Raw genomic sequence first — 17,038 nt, forward strand, 5'->3', positions numbered from 1 at the left:
CACCGCGGTGACCGTGCCCGGCCGCTCACAGCGGCCGGGCACAGCCCACCGGGCGCGCGCCGCCGAGCCGGACGTACAGACCCGTCGAGGCGGGGCAGTCCGCCCGGTCGGCGACCGCGTCGACCACCTTGAACCGCACCCCGCGCCCGCCCTCACCGTCGCACACGGCCTCGCGGACCCTGCCCGCGCCGGTCTCGCGGACGCAGTCGCCGACGATCGTGCGCGGGCCGCCCCCGCCGCCCGGATCGCCGGGGTGCGGCGGTCGCAGCTTGCGCATGCAGGCGTAACCCCGGGGCACGGCCCCGTCGCCGTCCTCGTCGGCGGACGGCCGCCGCTCACTGATGTGCAGGACGAAGTCGGTGGTGGCGGGGCACGGCGGGCCGTTGCTCGCGCGCCCGTCCTCCCGGGCCACCACCCGGGCCGCCGCCCGCTCGCTGGCGCAGGGCACCTCGGTGGGGGCGACGGCGCCGAACGAACTGCACTCGCCGACCGCCAGGAACACCGCCCCGTACCCGGACGGCCGTACCGGGGCCGCCGCGGAGCCCGCCACCTCGCCGCTTCCTGACGGGCCGTGACAGCCCGTGAGGAGGGTGGCACCCAGCACGGCACACAGCAGGGCGTGCACCCCCGCGGCCCCTCGCTCACGCATCGCCGTCCCCCCGGATTCCCCCGCCCAGCGTGGCCCGCCGGAGCGGGCGCACGCCAGACGCGCGGGAGGCTTTGGGCGCGGCCGCCGGGGCGCCCCCGGCGCGTGTGGCGGGCCGCGCTACGACCGGCCGCGACCGGACCGCGACCCGGGCTACGACCGGTAGGTCAGCCCGTGCCCGAGCGGGAGGAGCACCGTGTCCGGATCGTTGGCCCGCACCACCGGCACCGGCAGCTTCCCGCGCGGCCGCACCCGCCCGGCGATCACCCGGGCCGCCGCCCGCACCTCCACGTCGGTCCAGGAGTAGGCGGCGAGGAAGGCGGGGACGCCGGGCAGCTGGGCGACGTCGTACGGATTGCGGACGGCGACCGCGACGACCGGCTTCCCGGTCTCCAGCAGCCGCGTGACCAGGGTGCGCTGGCTGCTGCCCGCGGTCACGTTGTACGTGGCGACCACCACCGCGTCGGCGTCCCCGGCCGCCGCGACGGCGCGGTCGATCACGGTGGCCGACGGCGCGGTGCCGGTGGACAGGGCGGTGGCCGTGAAGCCCAGCTCCGTCAGCGCGCCCGCGAGGACGCCGGTGGGCGGCCCGGTGGTGCCCGACGGCGAGGCGGGGTCGGCGCCCACGACCAGCAGCCTGGGGTGCTCCCGGCGCGAAAGCGGCAGCAACTGCCCCTCGTTGACCAGCAGCGTGGTGCTCCGCTCGGCGATCCGGTCGGCCGCGGCCAGGTGCGCCCGGGTGCCGACGGTCCGGTCGACGTCCCGGCGGCTGGTGTACGCGTCCCGGAACAGCCCCAGCTTGGCCTTCAGCCGCAGCACGCGCAGGATCGATTCGTCGAGCCGCGCCTCGGTCAGCTCGCCGTCCTTCACGGCCGTCAGGACGGCGTTCCAGGCGAGCGGCAGGTCGGGCGGGTTGAGCAGCTGGTCGACCCCGGCCTTCAGCGCCAGCACCGGCACCCGCTCGTCGCCGTACTTCGTGCGTACGCCCTCCATGCCGAGGGAGTCGGTGACCACGACCCCGTCGTAGCCCAGCTCCTCGCGCAGGATGCCGGTCAGGATGGGACGCGAGAGGGTGGCCGGGTCGCCGGAGTCGTCGAGCGCCGGGACCACCAGGTGCGCGGTCATGATCGCGTCGATGCCCGCCTCGATCGCGGCGCGGAAGGGCGGCGCGTCCAGCTCCTCCCACTGCTCGCGGCTGTGCGTGATCACCGGGAGGCCGGTGTGGCTGTCGGTGGCGGTGTCGCCGTGCCCGGGGAAGTGCTTGGCGCACGCGGCGACCCCGGACCGCTGGAAGCCCGTCACCTCGGCGGCCACCAGCCCCGCCACGGCCTGCGGGTCGGCGCCGAAGGACCGTACGCCGATCACGGGGTTGGCCGGGTTGACGTTGACGTCGGCGTCGGGGGCGTAGTCCTGGCGGATGCCCATGGCGTGCAGCTCGGCGCCCGCGATCCGGCCGAGGGTGCGGGCGTCGGAGCGCGACCCGCCCGCGCCGACGGCCATGGCGCCCGGGAAGAGGGTGGCGGGCTCGCCCACGCGAGCCACTATCCCGTGCTCCTGGTCGGTCGAGATGAGCACCGGGAGGCCGCGCGGCTGCTCCAGGGAGGCCTTCTGGATGCCGTTGGACAGGTCGGCGATCTGGTGCGGGTCGCGGGTGTTGTGCGCCCAGGCGAAGTAGATGACGCCGCCGACCCGGTACCTGGCGACCAGCTCGGCCGCGGTGCGGACGCCGATCTCCTTCAGGTTGGCGTCGATGTCGGCCTGGTCGGGGTCGGTGGCGGAGTGGCCGTAGACCCGCATGACGAAGAGCTGGCCGACCTTCTCCTCCAGCGTCATGCGGGAGATCAGGCCGCGGAGCTTGTCGTCGTCGGGCCTGCGGGCGTCGGCGTACGCGGTGCCGCCCCCGGCCGCGAGGGCCGCGGTGACGACCGCGGTGGCGGTGAGGACGGTACGTCTGGAGGGCTGTGCGGTGCTTCCCGTGCCGGCCGTGCTGCTGTGGTGCACGTGCGCTCCTTCCGGAGGGCTGGTGAAGGAAACTGCCAAGGAGTCACCAATATCCGGGAAGTTTCTGCCAGTCAAGGGACCGCACAGGAGTCACCCGAAGCGAGGGCGGGACGCCCGCCGGGGAGACCGCGGGCGCGGTCGAGCGCTCGGAAGGCACCTGCTCCGCGAAGCTCTGCCGGGTGCGCGCCCGGTGCGGGTCAGGCTGGGCCGGCGGCCTGGAGTGTCGGGACTCCGTGGGCCGAGGCGGCCGGCCAGTGGGCGCGCAGGGTGCGGACCGTTTCGGCGATGGCCGGGCGGCGGGCCGCGCCCGTGCGCCACAGGGCGTACAGGCGCCGTACCGGCATCGGGTCGAGCGGGACCTCCACCACCCCGGGCGGCAGCGGCCCCCGTCCCAGCCGGGGGATGAGGGCGACGCCGAGACCGGCCGCGACCAGCGCGACCAGCGTCGGGTTCTCGTCCGCCTGGTGGACGACGTCCGGCTCGTGCCCGGCGCCCCGCAGGGTGCGCATCAGCCAGTCGTGGCAGACCCGCCCGGGCGGCTGGCAGATCCACCGCTCCCCGCCCAGCTCCGACCGCCGTACGGCGCTCCTGCCCGCGAGGCGGTGCCCCTCGGGCACCAGCAGGTCGCACAGGTCCTCGCCGATCGCCGCCTGCTCCACCCCGGCCGGGGCCGGCAGCGGGGCGATGTCCCAGTCGTGCGCCACCACCAGATCGACGGCCCCCTTGGCCACCAGGTCCACGGACAGGTGCGGGTCGACCTCGGTGAGCCGCGCGTCGAGGGCCGGATGGCGTACCGCCAGGTCGGCCAGCACCGACGGCAGCAGCCCGCGCGCCGCGGACGCGAACGCGGCGACGGTCAGCCGCCCCGAGGGCAGCCCGCGCCGCTCCTCCAGCCGGGTCTCCGCCCGCTCCACCAGGGCCAGCAACTCACCCGCCACGCCGACCAGGTGCCAGGCCTCGTCGGTGAGCCGCACCCCACGCCCCTCCCGCTCCAGGAGCACCGTCCTGGTCTCCCGCTCCAGCTTGGCGATCTGCTGGGACACGGCGGACGGGGTGAAACCGAGCGCGGCGGCGGCCGCCCCGACGGTCCCGTGCACGGACACGGCATGCAGGGCGCGCAGACGCTGGAGGTCGAGCACGGCGGCTCCCGGGAACGAGACGGCGAGTGGAAACAGTTAGCAACGCTTCATCCAACCATGCAGCAATCATCGCTGGTGCTACACAGTCCTTTCGGTCGATCCTCGACGCATGCGACCTTCCCACCTCCTCCTCGCCGTGCTCGTCGCCGCCGTCTGGGGCGTGAACTTCACGGTCATCGAGATCGGCCTCGACCACTTCCCGCCGCTCCTCTTCTCCGCCCTGCGCTTCCTGGCGGCCGCGCTCCCGGCCGTCTTCTTCGTGGGCCGCCCGAAGGTGGCGTGGAAGTGGATCGTGGCGGTGGGACTGGTACTGGGTGTGGCCAAGTTCGGCCTGGTCTTCGTGGGCATGGACGCGGGCATGCCGGCCGGCCTGTCGTCCCTCGTCCTGCAGATCCAGGCGGTGTTCACCGCGGTGACCGCCGCCGCGGTCCTCGCCGAACGCCCCTCCCGCGTCCAGGCCCTCGGCATGCTGGTCGCGCTGGCCGGCATCGGCGTGGCGGCGCTGGACGAGGGCACCTCGGGACCGCTGGGCGCGTTCCTGATGGTCGTCGGCGCGGCGGCGGCCTGGGGCGTGTCCAACGTCCTCACCCGCAAGGCGTCCCCGCCCGACGCGCTGAACTTCATGGTGTGGGTCTCCACCGTCCCCGTGCTCCCCCTGCTGGCCCTCTCCCTGCTCACCGAGGGCCCCGCCGAGGACCTCGCGGCCCTGCGCGCCCTGGACTGGCAGGGGACGGGCACGATCCTCTTCGTCGCCTGGGTCTCTACCGTCTTCGGCTTCGGCGCCTGGGGCTGGCTGCTGCGCCGTCACCCCGCCTCGACGGTCGCGCCGTTCTCCCTCCTGGTCCCGGTCTTCGGCATGTCGTCGGCGGCCCTCTTCCTGGGCGAGTCGGTGACGCCCCTGCGCTGGTGCGCGGCGGCCCTGCTGGTGGGCGGGGTGGCGCTGACGACGCTCACCGCCCGCAGGCGGATGCCGGGGATCACCGTGCGCACGTCCCCGGAATTCACTGGACGGCCCCCCGCCCCGGCTGAAGAATCCCTCCGGTGACGTTCACACTGAAGTCCCCGGTCCTCGAAGGCACGCTGGTACGACTGGAGCCGCTGGGCCACCGGCACGCGGCCGACCTGGCGAGGGCGGCGGAGGAGGACCGCGGCACCTACGCGTTCACCTGGGTCCCGGGAGCCGACGAGGTCGGCGCCTACATCGACGCCCAGCTGGCCAGGGCGGCCACCGGACGGCTGGCACCCTACGCCCAGGTGTCCCTCGCCACCGGCCGGGCCCTGGGCACCACCGCCTACTGGGAACCCCGCTGCTGGCTCACGGAGGACGCGCTCGACGCCGTCGAGGTCGGCTTCACCTGGCTGGCCCGGTCCGCGCAGGGCACGGGTGTGAACGCCGAGGCCAAGCTGCTCCTGTTCCGCCACGCCTTCGAGGTCTGGGACGTGTCCCGCGTCGACCTCAAGACCGACGCCCGCAACCAGCGCTCCCGCGCCGCGATCGAGCGGACCGGCGCCCGCTTCGAGGGCGTGCTGCGCAACTGGTCCCGCTCCTGGACGCCGGGCGAGGAGGGCCGGCTGCGCGACTCCGCGATCTACTCGATCACGTCGGACGAGTGGCCGCGGTGCCGGGAGCGGCTGGAGGAGAGAGTGCGCTCCGCCGCGGCGCCGCCCGCGCTCACGCCGCGTCCGTGAGCAGCCGGGCGAGGTGCTCGCGCCCCTGCTCCAGCAGTTCGGGCAGCGGGGCCGCCGACTCGTACCACCGCTTCTCGTACTCCCAGCACAGCCAGCCGTCCCAGCCGTGCCGGGACAGCACGTCCACCACCTCGGTGAGCGGCAGCACCCCGGTCCCCAGCGGCAGCGGGGTGGTGTCCTCGGCGGAGGCGATGTCCTTGACCTGGACGTAGCCGAGGTGCGGGGAGAGCGCCGCGTAGGTGTCGGAGGGCTGCTCGCCGCCCAGCCAGGTGTGCATCACGTCCCACAGGGCGCCGACCTGCCGGTGCCCGACCAGTCCGAGGACGCGCATCGCGTCGGCGCCCGTGCGGTGCGAGTCGTGGGTCTCCAGGAGGATGCGCACGCCCAGCTCGCCGGCGTACTCGGCGGCCGTGCCCAGCCGTCGCGCGGCCACCGCGTCGGCCTCCTCCGCGCTCTGCTCGGTGCCGCCGCCGGGGAACACCCGGACGTACGGGGCGCCCAGATCCCGGGCGAGGTCGAGCAGGCCCCGCATCTCGGCGATCACGGCGTCGTCGTCACCGGGCGCGGCGACCCGCGCGTACCCCGCGAGCCCCAGCGGCTCGACACCGGCCGCCTTGAACTCGGCGGCCACCGCGGCCCGTTCGTCCGGGCCCAGGCCCGGGTGGACCGGTTCCTCCGGATGGGCGCGCAACTCGACGCCGTGGTAACCGTGCGCGGCAGCGAGCCCCAGCACGTCGTTCAGGGGCAGTCCGGGAACACCGAGGGTGGAGAACGCCAGCTTCATGCCCACGGAGCGTACCCGCGATCACGCGTTTTACCTGTCGACGCGGGCAGCGCCTCTTAGCCGTCCGGCGTTTGAGGACGAGGCCGTCCAGGCCGAAGCGGGGTCTGGGGGCGCAGCCCCCAGGGCGGCCCACACCGACGCGGGCCCACCGTGTCACCAACGGTCCGTCTCAAGACCGCGGCCGTCCGGAGGACCCCCGCACCATCAACTCCCCCCGCACCGTGGCGATCCCGCCCACCGGCGCCTCCTCGCGCCCCATCGCGACCCGCCCCGCCCGCGCCCCCGCCTCCGCCAGCGGCAGCCGCACCGTCGTCAGCGCGGGCACCGCATCGATGCTGAACGGCAGGTCGTCGAAGCCGGCCACGGACACGTCGTCCGGGATCCGCAGCCCCGAGTCGCGCAGCGCCGCGCACGCGCCCAGCGCGACGGTGTCGTTCGCGGCGACGACCGCGGTCAGCGTCGGGTCCCTGCGCAGCAGCTCCAGCGTCGCCTCGTACCCGGCCTGCCGGTCGTAGCGGCCGTGGACCGTCCAGCGGGGGTCCTCCTCGATGCCGTGCGCGGCGAGCGCGGTGCGGTGGCCCTCCAGCCGGTGCCGGGTCGTGGTCCGTTCCTCCGGCCCGGCGATGTAGCCGAGCCGCCGGTGCCCGAGCCCGATCAGGTGCTCGGTCAGCTCCCGGCCGCCCCCGCGGTTGTCGAAGGTGAGCGCGATCGCCCCGGTGCCGGGCGCCGGCGGCCGCCCGCACAGCACCACCCGCGTACCGGCCTCCGTGAGCCTGCGCAGCTTCGCCGCCACGGCCGTCTGGTGGGCCTCGTCCTCCATCGCGCCGCCGGTCAGCACGACCGCGGCCGCGCGCTGGCGCTGGAGCAGCGTGAGGTAGGTCAGCTCGCGCTCCGGGGTGCCGCCGGTGTTGCAGACCACGGCGAGTCTCTCGCCGCCCGCTCTGCCGCCCGGCCCGCCGATCTCGGACTGGACGGCGCCGGCCATGATGCCGAAGAAGGGGTCGGCGATGTCGTTGACGAGGATGCCCACCAGGTCGGACGTGGCCGCCGCCAGCGCGCTCGCGGGGCCGTTGAGCACGTAGTCCAGCTCGTCGACGGCCTTGAGCACCCGCTCCCGGGTGGAGGCGGCCACCGGGTAGTTGCCGTTCAGTACGCGCGACACCGTCGCGGGGGAGACCTGGGCGCGGGCCGCCACGTCCGCCAGTGTCACCGTCATGTCCTCGTCCTCCGCCTCGCGCGTGTCCGAACGCCGTCCCGGGTGACCTTACGGCCACCGCCCGCCGTCGTTCGTCCCCTCGAACAACTCGCCCCGATCGCGGTCTTGTCCAGACCACCGTTCACAGGCTAGCTTCGTTCTACATAGAAAGCGCTTGCTGTGTGGCTCGGGCGACGTGCCGTACGGCTCGTACGAAGGGAATGACGTGACACGCAAGACGGTGCGTATCGCCATGAACGGTGTGACCGGGCGCATGGGCTACCGCCAGCACCTCGTCCGCTCCATCCTGGCCCTGCGCGAACAGGGCGGCCTCGACCTCGGCGACGGCACCGTGCTGTGGCCGGAGCCGGTCCTGGTCGGCCGCCGTGAGCACGCGCTGAAGGCGCTGGCGGAGCGGCACGGACTCGCGAACGTCTCCACGGACCTCGACGCGGTCCTCGCCGACGACACCATCGACATCTACTTCGACGCCCAGGTGACCTCGGCCCGCGAGGAGGCGATCAGGAAGGCGATCGCCGCGGGCAAGCACGTCTACACCGAGAAGCCGACGGCCACCGGCCTCGACGGCGCCCTGGAACTGGCCCGCCTGGCGAACGCGGCCGGCATCAAGCACGGCGTCGTCCAGGACAAGCTCTTCCTCCCCGGCCTGCTCAAGCTGAAGCGCCTCATCGACGGCGGCTTCTTCGGTCGGATCCTGTCCGTGCGCGGCGAGTTCGGCTACTGGGTCTTCGAGGGCGACTGGCAGGAGGCCCAGCGCCCGTCCTGGAACTACCGCAGCGAGGACGGCGGCGGCATCGTCGTCGACATGTTCCCGCACTGGGAGTACGTCCTGCACGAGCTGTTCGGCCGGGTGAAGTCCGTCCAGGCCCTCACCGCCACCCACATCCCCGAGCGCTGGGACGAGAAGGGCAAGCCCTACGACGCCACCGCCGACGACGCGGCCTACGGCGTCTTCGAACTCGACGGCGGCGCGATCGCCCAGATCAACTCCTCCTGGGCGGTCCGCGTCAACCGCGACGAACTGGTCGAGTTCCAGGTCGACGGCACCGAGGGCTCCGCCGTCGCGGGGCTGCGCAACTGCCGCGTCCAGCACCGCTCGGCCACCCCGAAGCCGGTCTGGAACCCGGACATCCCCGCCACCGAGGTCTTCCGCGACCAGTGGCAGGAGGTCCCGGACAACGGCGAGTTCGACAACGGCTTCAAGGCCCAGTGGGAGCTGTTCCTCAAGCACGTCTACGCCGACGCCCCCTACCACTGGGACCTGCTGGCCGGCGCCCGCGGCGTCCAGCTCGCCGAGCTGGGCCTGAAGTCCTCGGCCGAGGGCCGCCGCCTCGACGTACCGGAGATCGCGCTGTGACCCTCCACCTCCCCGACGCGCACGGCACCCTGCGCGCCTACGAACCGCGCACCGAACCCCTGCCCGTCGCCCGGCCGGGCGCGGGAAGCGCTTTCACCTCCCGTACGGTCTTCTCGGCCGCGCACGTCGTCGCCGACCCGTACGCGGATACCACCCCCGACGGGCCGGCCGCCGTCGACTGGGACGCCACCCTCGCCTTCCGCCGCCACCTGTGGTCCCACGGGCTCGGCGTCGCCGAGGCGATGGACACCGCCCAGCGCGGCATGGGCCTGGACTGGGCCGGAGCCGCCGAGCTGATCCGCCGCTCCGCCGCCGAGGCGAAGTCGACCGGCGGCCGCATCGCCTGCGGCGTCGGCACGGACCAGCTGACCGCGACCGCCGGCACCACCCTCGCGGAGGTCCGCGCGGCCTACGAGGAACAGCTCGCCGTCGTGGAGGAGTCGGGCGCCCAGGCCATCCTCATGGCCTCCCGCGCCCTCGCCGCCACCGCCGAGGGCCCGGACGACTACCTGGAGGTCTACGGCCACCTCCTCCGCCAGGCCGCCGAACCGGTGATCCTGCACTGGCTGGGCCCGATGTTCGACCCGGCCCTGGAGGGCTACTGGGGCACCTCCGACCTGGACGCGGCGACCGACACCTTCCTGGAGGTCATCGCCGCCCACCCCGACAAGGTCGACGGCATCAAGGTCTCCCTCCTGGACGCCCAGCGCGAGATCGACCTGCGCCGCCGCCTCCCGCAGGGCGTGCGCTGCTACACCGGCGACGACTTCAACTACCCGGAGCTGATCGCGGGCGACGACCAGGGTTTCAGCCACGCCCTGCTCGGCATCTTCGACCCGCTGGGCCCGCTGGCCGCCGAGGCGGTCCGCGTCCTCGACACGGGGGACACGGACGGCTTCCGCGCCCTGCTCGACCCCACCGTGGCGCTCTCCCGGCACCTCTTCCAGGCGCCCACCCGCTACTACAAGACGGGCGTGGTCCTGCTGGCCTGGCTGTCCGGCCACCAGAGCCACTTCACGATGGTCGGCGGCCTCCAGTCGGCCCGTTCCCTGCCGCACCTGGCCCGCGCCTACCAACTCGCCGACCGGATCGGCCTGTTCCCGGACCCGAAGCTGGCCGAGGAGCGGATGCGGAACCTGCTCGCGCTGTACGGAGTGAACCGATGAACGACCCCGGCCTGACGCGTTGCAGCATCAACCAGATGACGGTCAAGCAGCTCTCCCTGCCCGAACTGACCGCCGCCTGCCGCGACCTGGGCGTCGGCAACGTCGGCCTGTGGCGCGAACCCGTGCAGGCCTACGGCGTCGAGGCGGCCGCCAAGCTGGTCCGCGACGCGGGCCTGACCGTCACCACCCTGTGCCGCGGCGGCTTCCTCACGGCCGTCGACCCCGGCGAACGCGCCAAGGCCCTCGCCGACAACCGCCGCGCCGTCGACGAGGCCGCCACCCTCGGCACCGACACCCTCGTCCTGGTCTCCGGCGGCCTCCCGGCCGGCGACAAGGACCTGCGCGCCGCCCGCGAACGCATCGCCGACGCGCTGGCGGAGCTGGGCCCGTACGCCGAGCGGCACGGTGTACGCCTCGCCATCGAGCCGCTCCACCCCATGTTCGCCTCGGACCGCTGCGTGGTCTCCACCCTCGCCCAGGCCCTGGACCTGGCCGAACGCTTCCCGGCCCAGCAGGTCGGCGTCACCGTCGACACGTACCACATCTGGTGGGACGACCGGGCGCCCGAGCAGATCGCCCGGGCCGGCGCGGGCGGCCGCATCCACACCTTCCAGCTCGCCGACTGGACGACGCCGCTGCCCGAGGGCGTCCTCAACGGCCGCGGTCAGATCGGGGACGGCGCGATCGACATGCGGGAGTGGAAGGGATACGTCGAGGCGGCGGGGTACACCGGTGCCATCGAGGTCGAGCTGTTCAACGAGGGGCTGTGGGCGCGCGACGGACGGGAGGTGCTCGCCGAGACGGCGGCCCGGTTCGCCGCACACGCCGGGGACACGCCGCCCGGAAAATAATCCCGGCGCCCCGTGCAACCCTTCCGCCCTCCGGTGGGTCGTACCTGGCATCGGAACTCCCGTGGGGGTACCCGGGGGGGGAAAATCCACGGAGTCCCGAAGGGGAGGGGAACCCGGGAGGGCCCGGTCGACGACCGGGCCCTCCCGAGCTTTTTCCACGCAGGCCCTCAGAAGAAGACCCCGCACCGCAGCAGCACGTTGGCGTACGGCCGCGCCTCCCCGGTGCGCACGATCAGCCGCGCGCCCGCCGACAGCTCCTTGAGCCGCTCGTGCGGGACCAGTTCGAGGGCGGGGAAGAGCCCGTCGAGCAGCTCGGCGCACGCGGCGTTCGCCGCCCGGACCTCCGTCGCGGCCGTGGCGCCCTCGACGACCAGCTCGGCCAGCAGGCCGTCCAGCACCTCGGCGAAGGCCGGCACTCCGGCGCGGAAGGCCAGGTCGACGACGCGCGGCCCGTCCGGCACGGGCATGCCCGCGTCGCAGACCAGCACGCCGTCCCCGTGCCCGAGTTCGGCGAGGGCGCCCGCGAGGTGGCGGTTGAGTATGCCCGTCTTCTTCACAGCGCCCCGGCCTCCAGTGCGTCGGCCTCGGCCGCCGTCGGGTACGACTCCTGCGCCCCCGCCTTCGTGACCGCCGCCGCGCCCACCCGGGCCGCGTACGCCGCCGCCCCGGCGAGCGACTCGCCGGTGCCGAGCCGCCAGGCCAGCGCCGCGGTGAAGGCGTCGCCCGCGCCCGTCGTGTCCACCGCCGCCACCTTCACGGACGGCACCCGCACCACGCCCTCGGCCGCCGACGCGACCAGCGCGCCCTCGGCGCCCAGCGTCACGACCACCGAGCGCGGCCCCTTGGCCAGCAGCACGCGGGCCCAGTCCTCGGGACGCTCGCCGACCAGCGAGTCCCCGAGGATCACCTTCGCCTCGTGCTCGTTGACGATCAACGGGTCGCAGGCGGCCAGCACCTCCTGGGGAAGCGGCCGGGGCGGCGACGGGTTCAGCACGAAGCGGCTGTCCGGCGCGAGCGAGCGGACCACCTCCACGACCGTCTCCAGCGGGATCTCCAACTGCGTGGAGACCACCCGGGAGGCGTGGAAGAGGCTCGCCGCGGCGCGGACGTCACCCGGTGCCAGCCGGCCGTTGGCGCCCGGCGAGACCACGATGCTGTTGTCCCCGGACGGGTCGACGGTGATCAGCGCGACGCCGGTCGGGGCGCCACCCACCAGCACACCGACCGTGTCCACACCGGCCGCCCGCTGCGAGTCCAGCAGCAGCCGGCCGTAGTCGTCGTCGCCGACCCGGGCCAGCAGGGCCGTACGGGCGCCGAGCCGGGCGGCGGCGACGGCCTGGTTGCCGCCCTTGCCGCCCGGGTGGACGGCCAGGTCGGAGCCGAGCACCGTCTCGCCGGCCGCCGGCCGCCGCTCGACACCGATCACCAGGTCGGCGTTGGCCGACCCGACGACCAGCAGGTCGTAGTCGTACATCAATCGTTCTCCGATTCGAGTGGTTCCCGCTGGTTGCCGGGGCCGGTCTCAGCCCTCGAAGCCGGCCACGTTCTCCTGGGTGACGACCTTCACGGGCACCTTCACCGTCCGCTCCACCTTCTTGTCCTCGGCAGCCCGCAGCGCGTTCTGTACGGCGATCCTGCCCAGTTCCTTCGGCTGCTGCGCCACGGACGCGTACAACGTGCCGTCCTGGACCGCCTTCAGCCCGTCCGGGGTGCCGTCGAAGCCGACGACCTGGACCGACTTGCCGGCCTTCGAACCCAGCGCCTTGATCGCGCCCAGTGCCATCTCGTCGTTCTCCGCGAAGACGCCGTCGACGTCCGGGTGTGCCTGGAGCAGGTTGGTCATCACGTCCAGGCCCTTGGTGCGGTCGAAGTCCGCGGGCTGCTTGGCGACGACCTTGATGCCCGGGTACTCCTTCAGCCCGGCCGCGAAGCCCGCCCCGCGCTCCCGGCTGGCGGAGGTGCCGGCCTGGCCCTGGAGGATGACGATGGTGCCATTGCCGCCGAGCTTCTCGGCGAGCGCCCGGGCGCCCAGCTTGCCGCCCTCGACGTTGTCGGAGGCGACCAGCGCGGACGTGTCCGCCTTGTTGACGCCGCGGTCCACGGCGATGACGGGGATGTCGTCCTTGTTCGCCGAGCGCACCGAGGGGCCGGCCGCGTCGGAGTCCACCGGGTTGACGACGACCGCGGACAGGCTGCCGCTGACGAAGTTCTGCAGCTGGTTGGCCTGCTGGGAGGCGTCGTTCTGGGCGTCCGTGACCGTCAGGTCCACGCCCAGCTTCTTCGCCTCCTCCTGCGCGCCGTTCCTGATCTGCACGAAGAACGGGTTGTTGAGCGTGGACAGCGACAGCCCTATCTTCTGGTCCTTGCCGCCGGAGGAACCGTTGTGCAGCAGCGAGGTGGCGCCGACGACGGCCACCGCGACGACGGCCGCGATCACGTACGTGAGTGCCTGCTTGCCCCGGCCACCGCCGCCGGACGCCCCGGCCGCCGGTGTGACCGCGCCCGCCTTGCGGCGCAGCGTGTCGAAGAGCACCGCCAGCGCGATGACGACACCGATGACGACCTGCTGCCAGAACGCGGAGACGGACAGCAGGTTGAGGCCGTTGCGCAGCACGGCGAGGATCAGCGCGCCGATCAGCGTGCCCGAGGCCTTGCCGGTGCCGCCCGCCAGCGAGGCACCGCCGATGACGACGGCGGCGATGGCGTCCAGCTCGTAGCCCTGCGCGGCCTGCGGCTGTGCGGAGGAGAGCCGGGAGGCGAGCACGATGCCCGCGGCGGCGGCGAACAGCCCGGAGAAGGCGTAGATGGCGAGCTTCTGCCGCTTCACCCGCAGGCCGGACAGCCGCGCGGCCTCCTCGTTGCCGCCGATGGCGTACACGGAGCGGCCGATGTAGGTCCGACCGAGGACGAACGCGGTGATCAGACCCATCACGATCATCACGAGGACCGGCACCGGCAGCCACCCGCCGAGCGTGTCACCGAGGTGGGAGACCGAGTCCGGGAAGGCGATCGGCGAGCCCTGCGAGATGACCAGCGACAGACCGCGGCCCACCGACAGCATGGCGAGCGTCGCGATGAACGGCGGCAGTTTCCCGTACGAGATGAGGAAGCCGTTCACCAGACCGCAGGCGATGCCCGTCAGGACGGACAGCAGCACCGCGAGGACGACCGGCATGCCGGCCTCGGTGGCGCTCCAGGCCAGCACGGTGGCCGACAGCGCGGCGACCGAGCCGACCGACAGGTCGATGCCCGCCGAGACGATGACGAAGGTGACGCCGAAGGCGAGGATCGCGGTGACGGCGGCCTGCACGCCGACGTTGAGGAGGTTGTCGGCGGTCAGGAAGTCCCCGGACAGCGCCGACATGGCGATGACGAGGACGATCAGCGCGGTCAGCGCGCCGTTGTCGAGCAGCAGGCGGCGCAGACCGCCCGTGGCGCCCTGCGCGCCCGGCTTGCTCTTGAGCGTGTCAGTGGCCACGGGGGGCCTCCGTTCCGGTTCCGTTGGTGTGGGGGGTGCTGACGGCGAGCGCCATGACGGCGTCCTGGGTGGCCTGTTCGGCGGTGAGTTCACCCGCGACCCGACCCTGCGCCATGACGACCACGCGGTCGCTCATGCCGAGCACCTCCGGCAGATCGCTGGAGATCATGAGCACGGCGGCACCGGCGGCCGTCAGTTCGTTGATGAGCTGGTAGATCTCGACCTTGGCACCGACGTCGATGCCGCGCGTCGGCTCGTCGAGGATCAGCACCTTGGTGTCGGCCAGCAGCCACTTGCCGATGACGACCTTCTGCTGGTTGCCGCCGGACAGCGTCCGCACGTGCTGCCCGAGCCCGGCCATCCGCACCCCGAGCTGCCCGGCGATCCGCTCGGCCGCCGCGTGCTGCCCCTTGAGGTCGACGAGCCCGGCGCGGGCGCTGGAGCGCAGGGTGACGAGTCCGAGGTTCTCCTCGACGGACGCGTCGAGGACGAGACCCTGCCCCTTGCGGTCCTCGGGGACGAGACCGATCCCGGCGGCCATGGCGGCGTTCACGTCGTGCCGCCGCAGCGGCGCGCCCGCGACCCGCACGGTTCCGGCGTCGTACGGATCGGCGCCGAACACCGCCCGCACCACCTCCGTGCGTCCGGCCCCGACCAGCCCCGCGATGCCGACGACCTCACCGGCCCGCACCTCGAAGCCGACGTCGTGGAAGACACCGTCCCTCGTCAGCCCCTCGACCTTGAGCAGCGCCTCACCGGCGTCGGTGCGCTCGCGCGGGTACTGCTGCTCGATCGACCGACCGACCATGAGCCGGACCAGTTCGTCCTCGGGCGTGGAGGCGGGCACCTGCCCGACACTCCGGCCGTCCCGGATGACGGTGACCCGGTCTCCGAGGGCGGCGATCTCCTCCAGGTGATGGGTGATGAAGACGATGCCGACGCCGTCCTCGCGCAGCCGCCGCACGATGGCGAACAGCTTCTCGACCTCGTCGGAGGTGAGGACGGCGGTCGGCTCGTCCATGATGAGCACCCGCGCGTCCAGGCTGAGCGCCTTGGCGATCTCGACCATCTGGAGCCGGGCGATGCCGAGTTCCCGCACCCGCGCCCGCGGGGAGACCTTGACCCCGACCCGCTCCAGCAGCACCTCGGCGTCGGCGTCCATCCTCTTCCGGTCGATCATGCCGAACCGGCGGGGCTGGCGCCCCAGGAAGATGTTCTCGGCGACCGTCAGGTCGGGGACGAGGTTGAACTCCTGGTAGATGGTGGCGATCCCGAGGCGCTCGGAGTCCTGCGCACCGTGGACGCGCACCTCCTCACCACCGGCCAGGATCCGCCCGGCGTCGGGCGTGTAGGCGCCGGAGAGCATCTTGATGAGCGTGCTCTTTCCCGCGCCGTTCTCACCGAGGAGCACGTGCACCTCGCCCCGGCGCAGGTCGAAGTCGACGCTGTCGAGCGCGACCACGCCGGGGAAGGTCTTGCGGATGCCCTCGATGCGCAGCAACTCGTCCGGACTGCGGCTGCTCACGGCGTACTCCTTCGTACGGGGGACGGGGACGGGGGGTGTGGTGCGGGGGGCGGCTCGCCGCATGAGCGGCGTACGACGAGCCGGGCCGGAAGGGCGACGGACTCACCGGCGCGCCCCGCGATCCGCTCCACGAGGGCGCGTACGGCGGCCCGCCCCAGCTCGCGGGTCGGCTGGGCGATCGCGGTGACCGGCGGATCGGTGTGCACGAACCACGGGATGTCGTCGAACGCGGCCAGCCCGATGTCCTCGGGGACCCGCAGCCCGCGCGCGCGTACGGCGTCCAGCGCGCCGAGCGCCATCAGGTTGTCGGCGGCGAAGACGACCTCGGGCGGCTCGGGCAGGTCGAGGAAGCCCTCGGTGACCCGGCGTCCGCTGCCGGCCTGGAAGTCGCCCTGGCCGATGTAGGCGTCCGGGAGGGGGAGCCCGTACGCGGCGAGCGCCTCGCGGAAGGCGTCGACGCGCTCGCGTCCGGTCGTGGTGGCGGCGGGCCCGGCGATGATCGCGAGCCGCCGGTGCCCGAGCCCGTGCAGATGCGCGACGAGGTCCCGTACGGCCGCCCGCCCGTCCGACCGCACCACGGGCACGTCCACGCCGGGGATCCAGCGGTCGACGAAGACCATCGGCGTCCCGGCCCGCGCGGCGTCCAGCATGCGCGGCGAGCCGCCGTCGGTGGGGGAGACGAGGAGCCCGTCGATCCGCCGGTCCAGCAGCGTGGTGACGTGGTGGTCCTGGAGGTCGGGCCGCTCGTCGGCGTTGCCGATGATGACGCTGTAGCCGAGCGCGCGGGCCTCCTCCTCGACGGAACGGGCCAGCTCGGTGAAGTACGGGTTCATGACGTCGCTGATGACCAGGCCGAGGGTGCGGGTCTGGTCGGTGCGCAGCGACCGGGCGACGGCGTTGGGGCGGTAGCCCAGCGTCTCGACGGCGGCCAGCACGCGGGCGCGTGCGGCGGCGCTGACCGACGGGTGGCCGTTGAGCGCCCGCGAGACCGTCGCGACGGACACACCCGCCTCGGCGGCGACGTCCTTGATGCTCGCCATCGTCGTTCCACCTCCTCGTGGAATCGATTACACGGAGGATTGGAAACGATTACACGGGCGGATTCAAGGGGTCGGCCGGGGCCGAGACGGAATCGTGACCGGAGAAAAGGGCGGCACCCGGGGATGTCACCCCGGGTGCGGCCCCT

15 protein-coding genes are annotated in these 17,038 nt (G+C 73.5%); 5 read left to right on the plus strand and 10 right to left on the minus strand.

All coding sequences use genetic code 11. The features are described from left to right. Positions 1–25: 25 nt before the first annotated feature. The 3 genes from ACZ6IM_RS01820 to ACZ6IM_RS01830 all read right to left on the minus strand — a co-directional run bounded on the left by ACZ6IM_RS01820 (position 26) and on the right by ACZ6IM_RS01830 (position 3,786). On the minus strand, positions 26–649 hold the full coding sequence (locus ACZ6IM_RS01820) for a hypothetical protein (RefSeq protein WP_469553819.1): 624 nt from the start codon (positions 647–649) through the stop codon (positions 26–28). 150 nt (positions 650–799) lie between these two features. Next, positions 800–2,647 carry a glycoside hydrolase family 3 protein gene (locus tag ACZ6IM_RS01825; protein WP_469553821.1) on the minus strand — a complete coding sequence of 616 codons (1,848 nt, stop codon included), beginning with the start codon at positions 2,645–2,647 and terminating at the stop codon, positions 800–802. A 197-nt stretch (positions 2,648–2,844) separates the two neighbouring features. Further along, entirely contained in the window at positions 2,845–3,786 is a 942-nt protein-coding gene (locus ACZ6IM_RS01830) for a LysR family transcriptional regulator (RefSeq protein WP_052838042.1), read from the minus strand. A 109-nt stretch (positions 3,787–3,895) separates the two neighbouring features. On the opposite strand from ACZ6IM_RS01830, the gene ACZ6IM_RS01835 reads away from it, so the two are divergent. Both ACZ6IM_RS01835 and ACZ6IM_RS01840 read left to right on the plus strand, forming a co-directional pair. Beyond that, positions 3,896–4,831, plus strand: a complete 936-nt coding sequence (locus ACZ6IM_RS01835) for an EamA family transporter (RefSeq protein ID WP_469553823.1) — start codon at positions 3,896–3,898, stop codon at positions 4,829–4,831. Next, on the plus strand, positions 4,828–5,475 hold the full coding sequence (locus ACZ6IM_RS01840) for a GNAT family N-acetyltransferase (protein WP_052838044.1): 648 nt from the start codon (positions 4,828–4,830) through the stop codon (positions 5,473–5,475). Before ACZ6IM_RS01835 ends, ACZ6IM_RS01840 begins: the two co-directional genes overlap by 4 nt. Here ACZ6IM_RS01840 and ACZ6IM_RS01845 read toward each other — a convergent pair. Both ACZ6IM_RS01845 and ACZ6IM_RS01850 read right to left on the minus strand, forming a co-directional pair. Continuing rightward, positions 5,459–6,259: a sugar phosphate isomerase/epimerase family protein gene (locus tag ACZ6IM_RS01845; protein WP_469553825.1), complete on the minus strand. Its 801-nt coding sequence runs from the start codon at positions 6,257–6,259 to the stop codon at positions 5,459–5,461. The two genes, ACZ6IM_RS01840 and ACZ6IM_RS01845, sit on opposite strands and share 17 nt — an antisense overlap. Before the next feature lie 169 nt (positions 6,260–6,428). Next, a complete protein-coding gene (locus tag ACZ6IM_RS01850) occupies positions 6,429–7,475 on the minus strand; it encodes a LacI family DNA-binding transcriptional regulator (protein WP_469553827.1) in 1,047 nt (348 codons plus the stop codon). A 205-nt stretch (positions 7,476–7,680) separates the two neighbouring features. On the opposite strand from ACZ6IM_RS01850, the gene ACZ6IM_RS01855 reads away from it, so the two are divergent. From ACZ6IM_RS01855 to ACZ6IM_RS01865, 3 genes are read left to right on the plus strand one after another with little or no spacing between them, the layout of a single operon-like run. After that, positions 7,681–8,832, plus strand: coding sequence for a Gfo/Idh/MocA family protein (locus tag ACZ6IM_RS01855; RefSeq protein WP_469553829.1), 1,152 nt, complete (start codon positions 7,681–7,683; stop codon positions 8,830–8,832). Continuing rightward, entirely contained in the window at positions 8,829–9,998 is a 1,170-nt protein-coding gene (locus ACZ6IM_RS01860) for a dihydrodipicolinate synthase family protein (RefSeq protein WP_469553831.1), read from the plus strand. The genes ACZ6IM_RS01855 and ACZ6IM_RS01860 overlap by 4 nt, the downstream gene beginning before the upstream one ends. Beyond that, entirely contained in the window at positions 9,995–10,849 is an 855-nt protein-coding gene (locus tag ACZ6IM_RS01865; RefSeq protein WP_469553833.1) for a sugar phosphate isomerase/epimerase family protein, read from the plus strand. Before ACZ6IM_RS01860 ends, ACZ6IM_RS01865 begins: the two co-directional genes overlap by 4 nt. Before the next feature lie 167 nt (positions 10,850–11,016). Here ACZ6IM_RS01865 and rbsD read toward each other — a convergent pair whose 3' ends face one another. The 5 genes from rbsD to ACZ6IM_RS01890 are packed head-to-tail and all read right to left on the minus strand — an operon-like array spanning position 11,017 to position 16,892. Next, entirely contained in the window at positions 11,017–11,406 is a 390-nt protein-coding gene (gene rbsD, locus ACZ6IM_RS01870) for a D-ribose pyranase (RefSeq protein ID WP_052838049.1), read from the minus strand. After that, entirely contained in the window at positions 11,403–12,323 is a 921-nt protein-coding gene (locus tag ACZ6IM_RS01875; protein WP_052838050.1) for a ribokinase, read from the minus strand. The genes rbsD and ACZ6IM_RS01875 overlap by 4 nt, the downstream gene beginning before the upstream one ends. Positions 12,324–12,371: 48 nt before the next feature. After that, positions 12,372–14,327, minus strand: coding sequence for an ABC transporter permease/substrate-binding protein (locus tag ACZ6IM_RS01880; RefSeq protein ID WP_469553835.1), 1,956 nt, complete (start codon positions 14,325–14,327; stop codon positions 12,372–12,374). Continuing rightward, complete coding sequence (locus tag ACZ6IM_RS01885) at positions 14,317–15,852, minus strand: sugar ABC transporter ATP-binding protein (protein WP_052838052.1); 1,536 nt, start codon at positions 15,850–15,852, stop codon at positions 14,317–14,319. Before ACZ6IM_RS01885 ends, ACZ6IM_RS01880 begins: the two co-directional genes overlap by 11 nt. After that, positions 15,849–16,892, minus strand: a complete 1,044-nt coding sequence (locus ACZ6IM_RS01890) for a LacI family DNA-binding transcriptional regulator (RefSeq protein WP_052838053.1) — start codon at positions 16,890–16,892, stop codon at positions 15,849–15,851. The genes ACZ6IM_RS01885 and ACZ6IM_RS01890 overlap by 4 nt, the downstream gene beginning before the upstream one ends. Positions 16,893–17,038: the final 146 nt, after the last annotated feature.

This window comes from Streptomyces sp. NPDC042336 (assembly GCF_055581985.1).

What these genes read in the sequence shown, in the direction of transcription:
- ACZ6IM_RS01820 (WP_469553819.1), bottom strand. Translation starts at nt 649, where the DNA reads ATGCGTGAGCGAGGGGCCGCGGGGGTGCACGCCCTGCTGTGTGCCGTG.
- ACZ6IM_RS01835 (WP_469553823.1), top strand. Translation starts at nt 3,896, where the DNA reads ATGCGACCTTCCCACCTCCTCCTCGCCGTGCTCGTCGCCGCCGTCTGG.
- ACZ6IM_RS01845 (WP_469553825.1), bottom strand. Translation starts at nt 6,259, where the DNA reads ATGAAGCTGGCGTTCTCCACCCTCGGTGTTCCCGGACTGCCCCTGAAC.
- ACZ6IM_RS01850 (WP_469553827.1), bottom strand. Translation starts at nt 7,475, where the DNA reads ATGACGGTGACACTGGCGGACGTGGCGGCCCGCGCCCAGGTCTCCCCC.
- ACZ6IM_RS01865 (WP_469553833.1), top strand. Translation starts at nt 9,995, where the DNA reads ATGAACGACCCCGGCCTGACGCGTTGCAGCATCAACCAGATGACGGTC.
- ACZ6IM_RS01875 (WP_052838050.1), bottom strand. Translation starts at nt 12,323, where the DNA reads ATGTACGACTACGACCTGCTGGTCGTCGGGTCGGCCAACGCCGACCTG.
- ACZ6IM_RS01890 (WP_052838053.1), bottom strand. Translation starts at nt 16,892, where the DNA reads ATGGCGAGCATCAAGGACGTCGCCGCCGAGGCGGGTGTGTCCGTCGCG.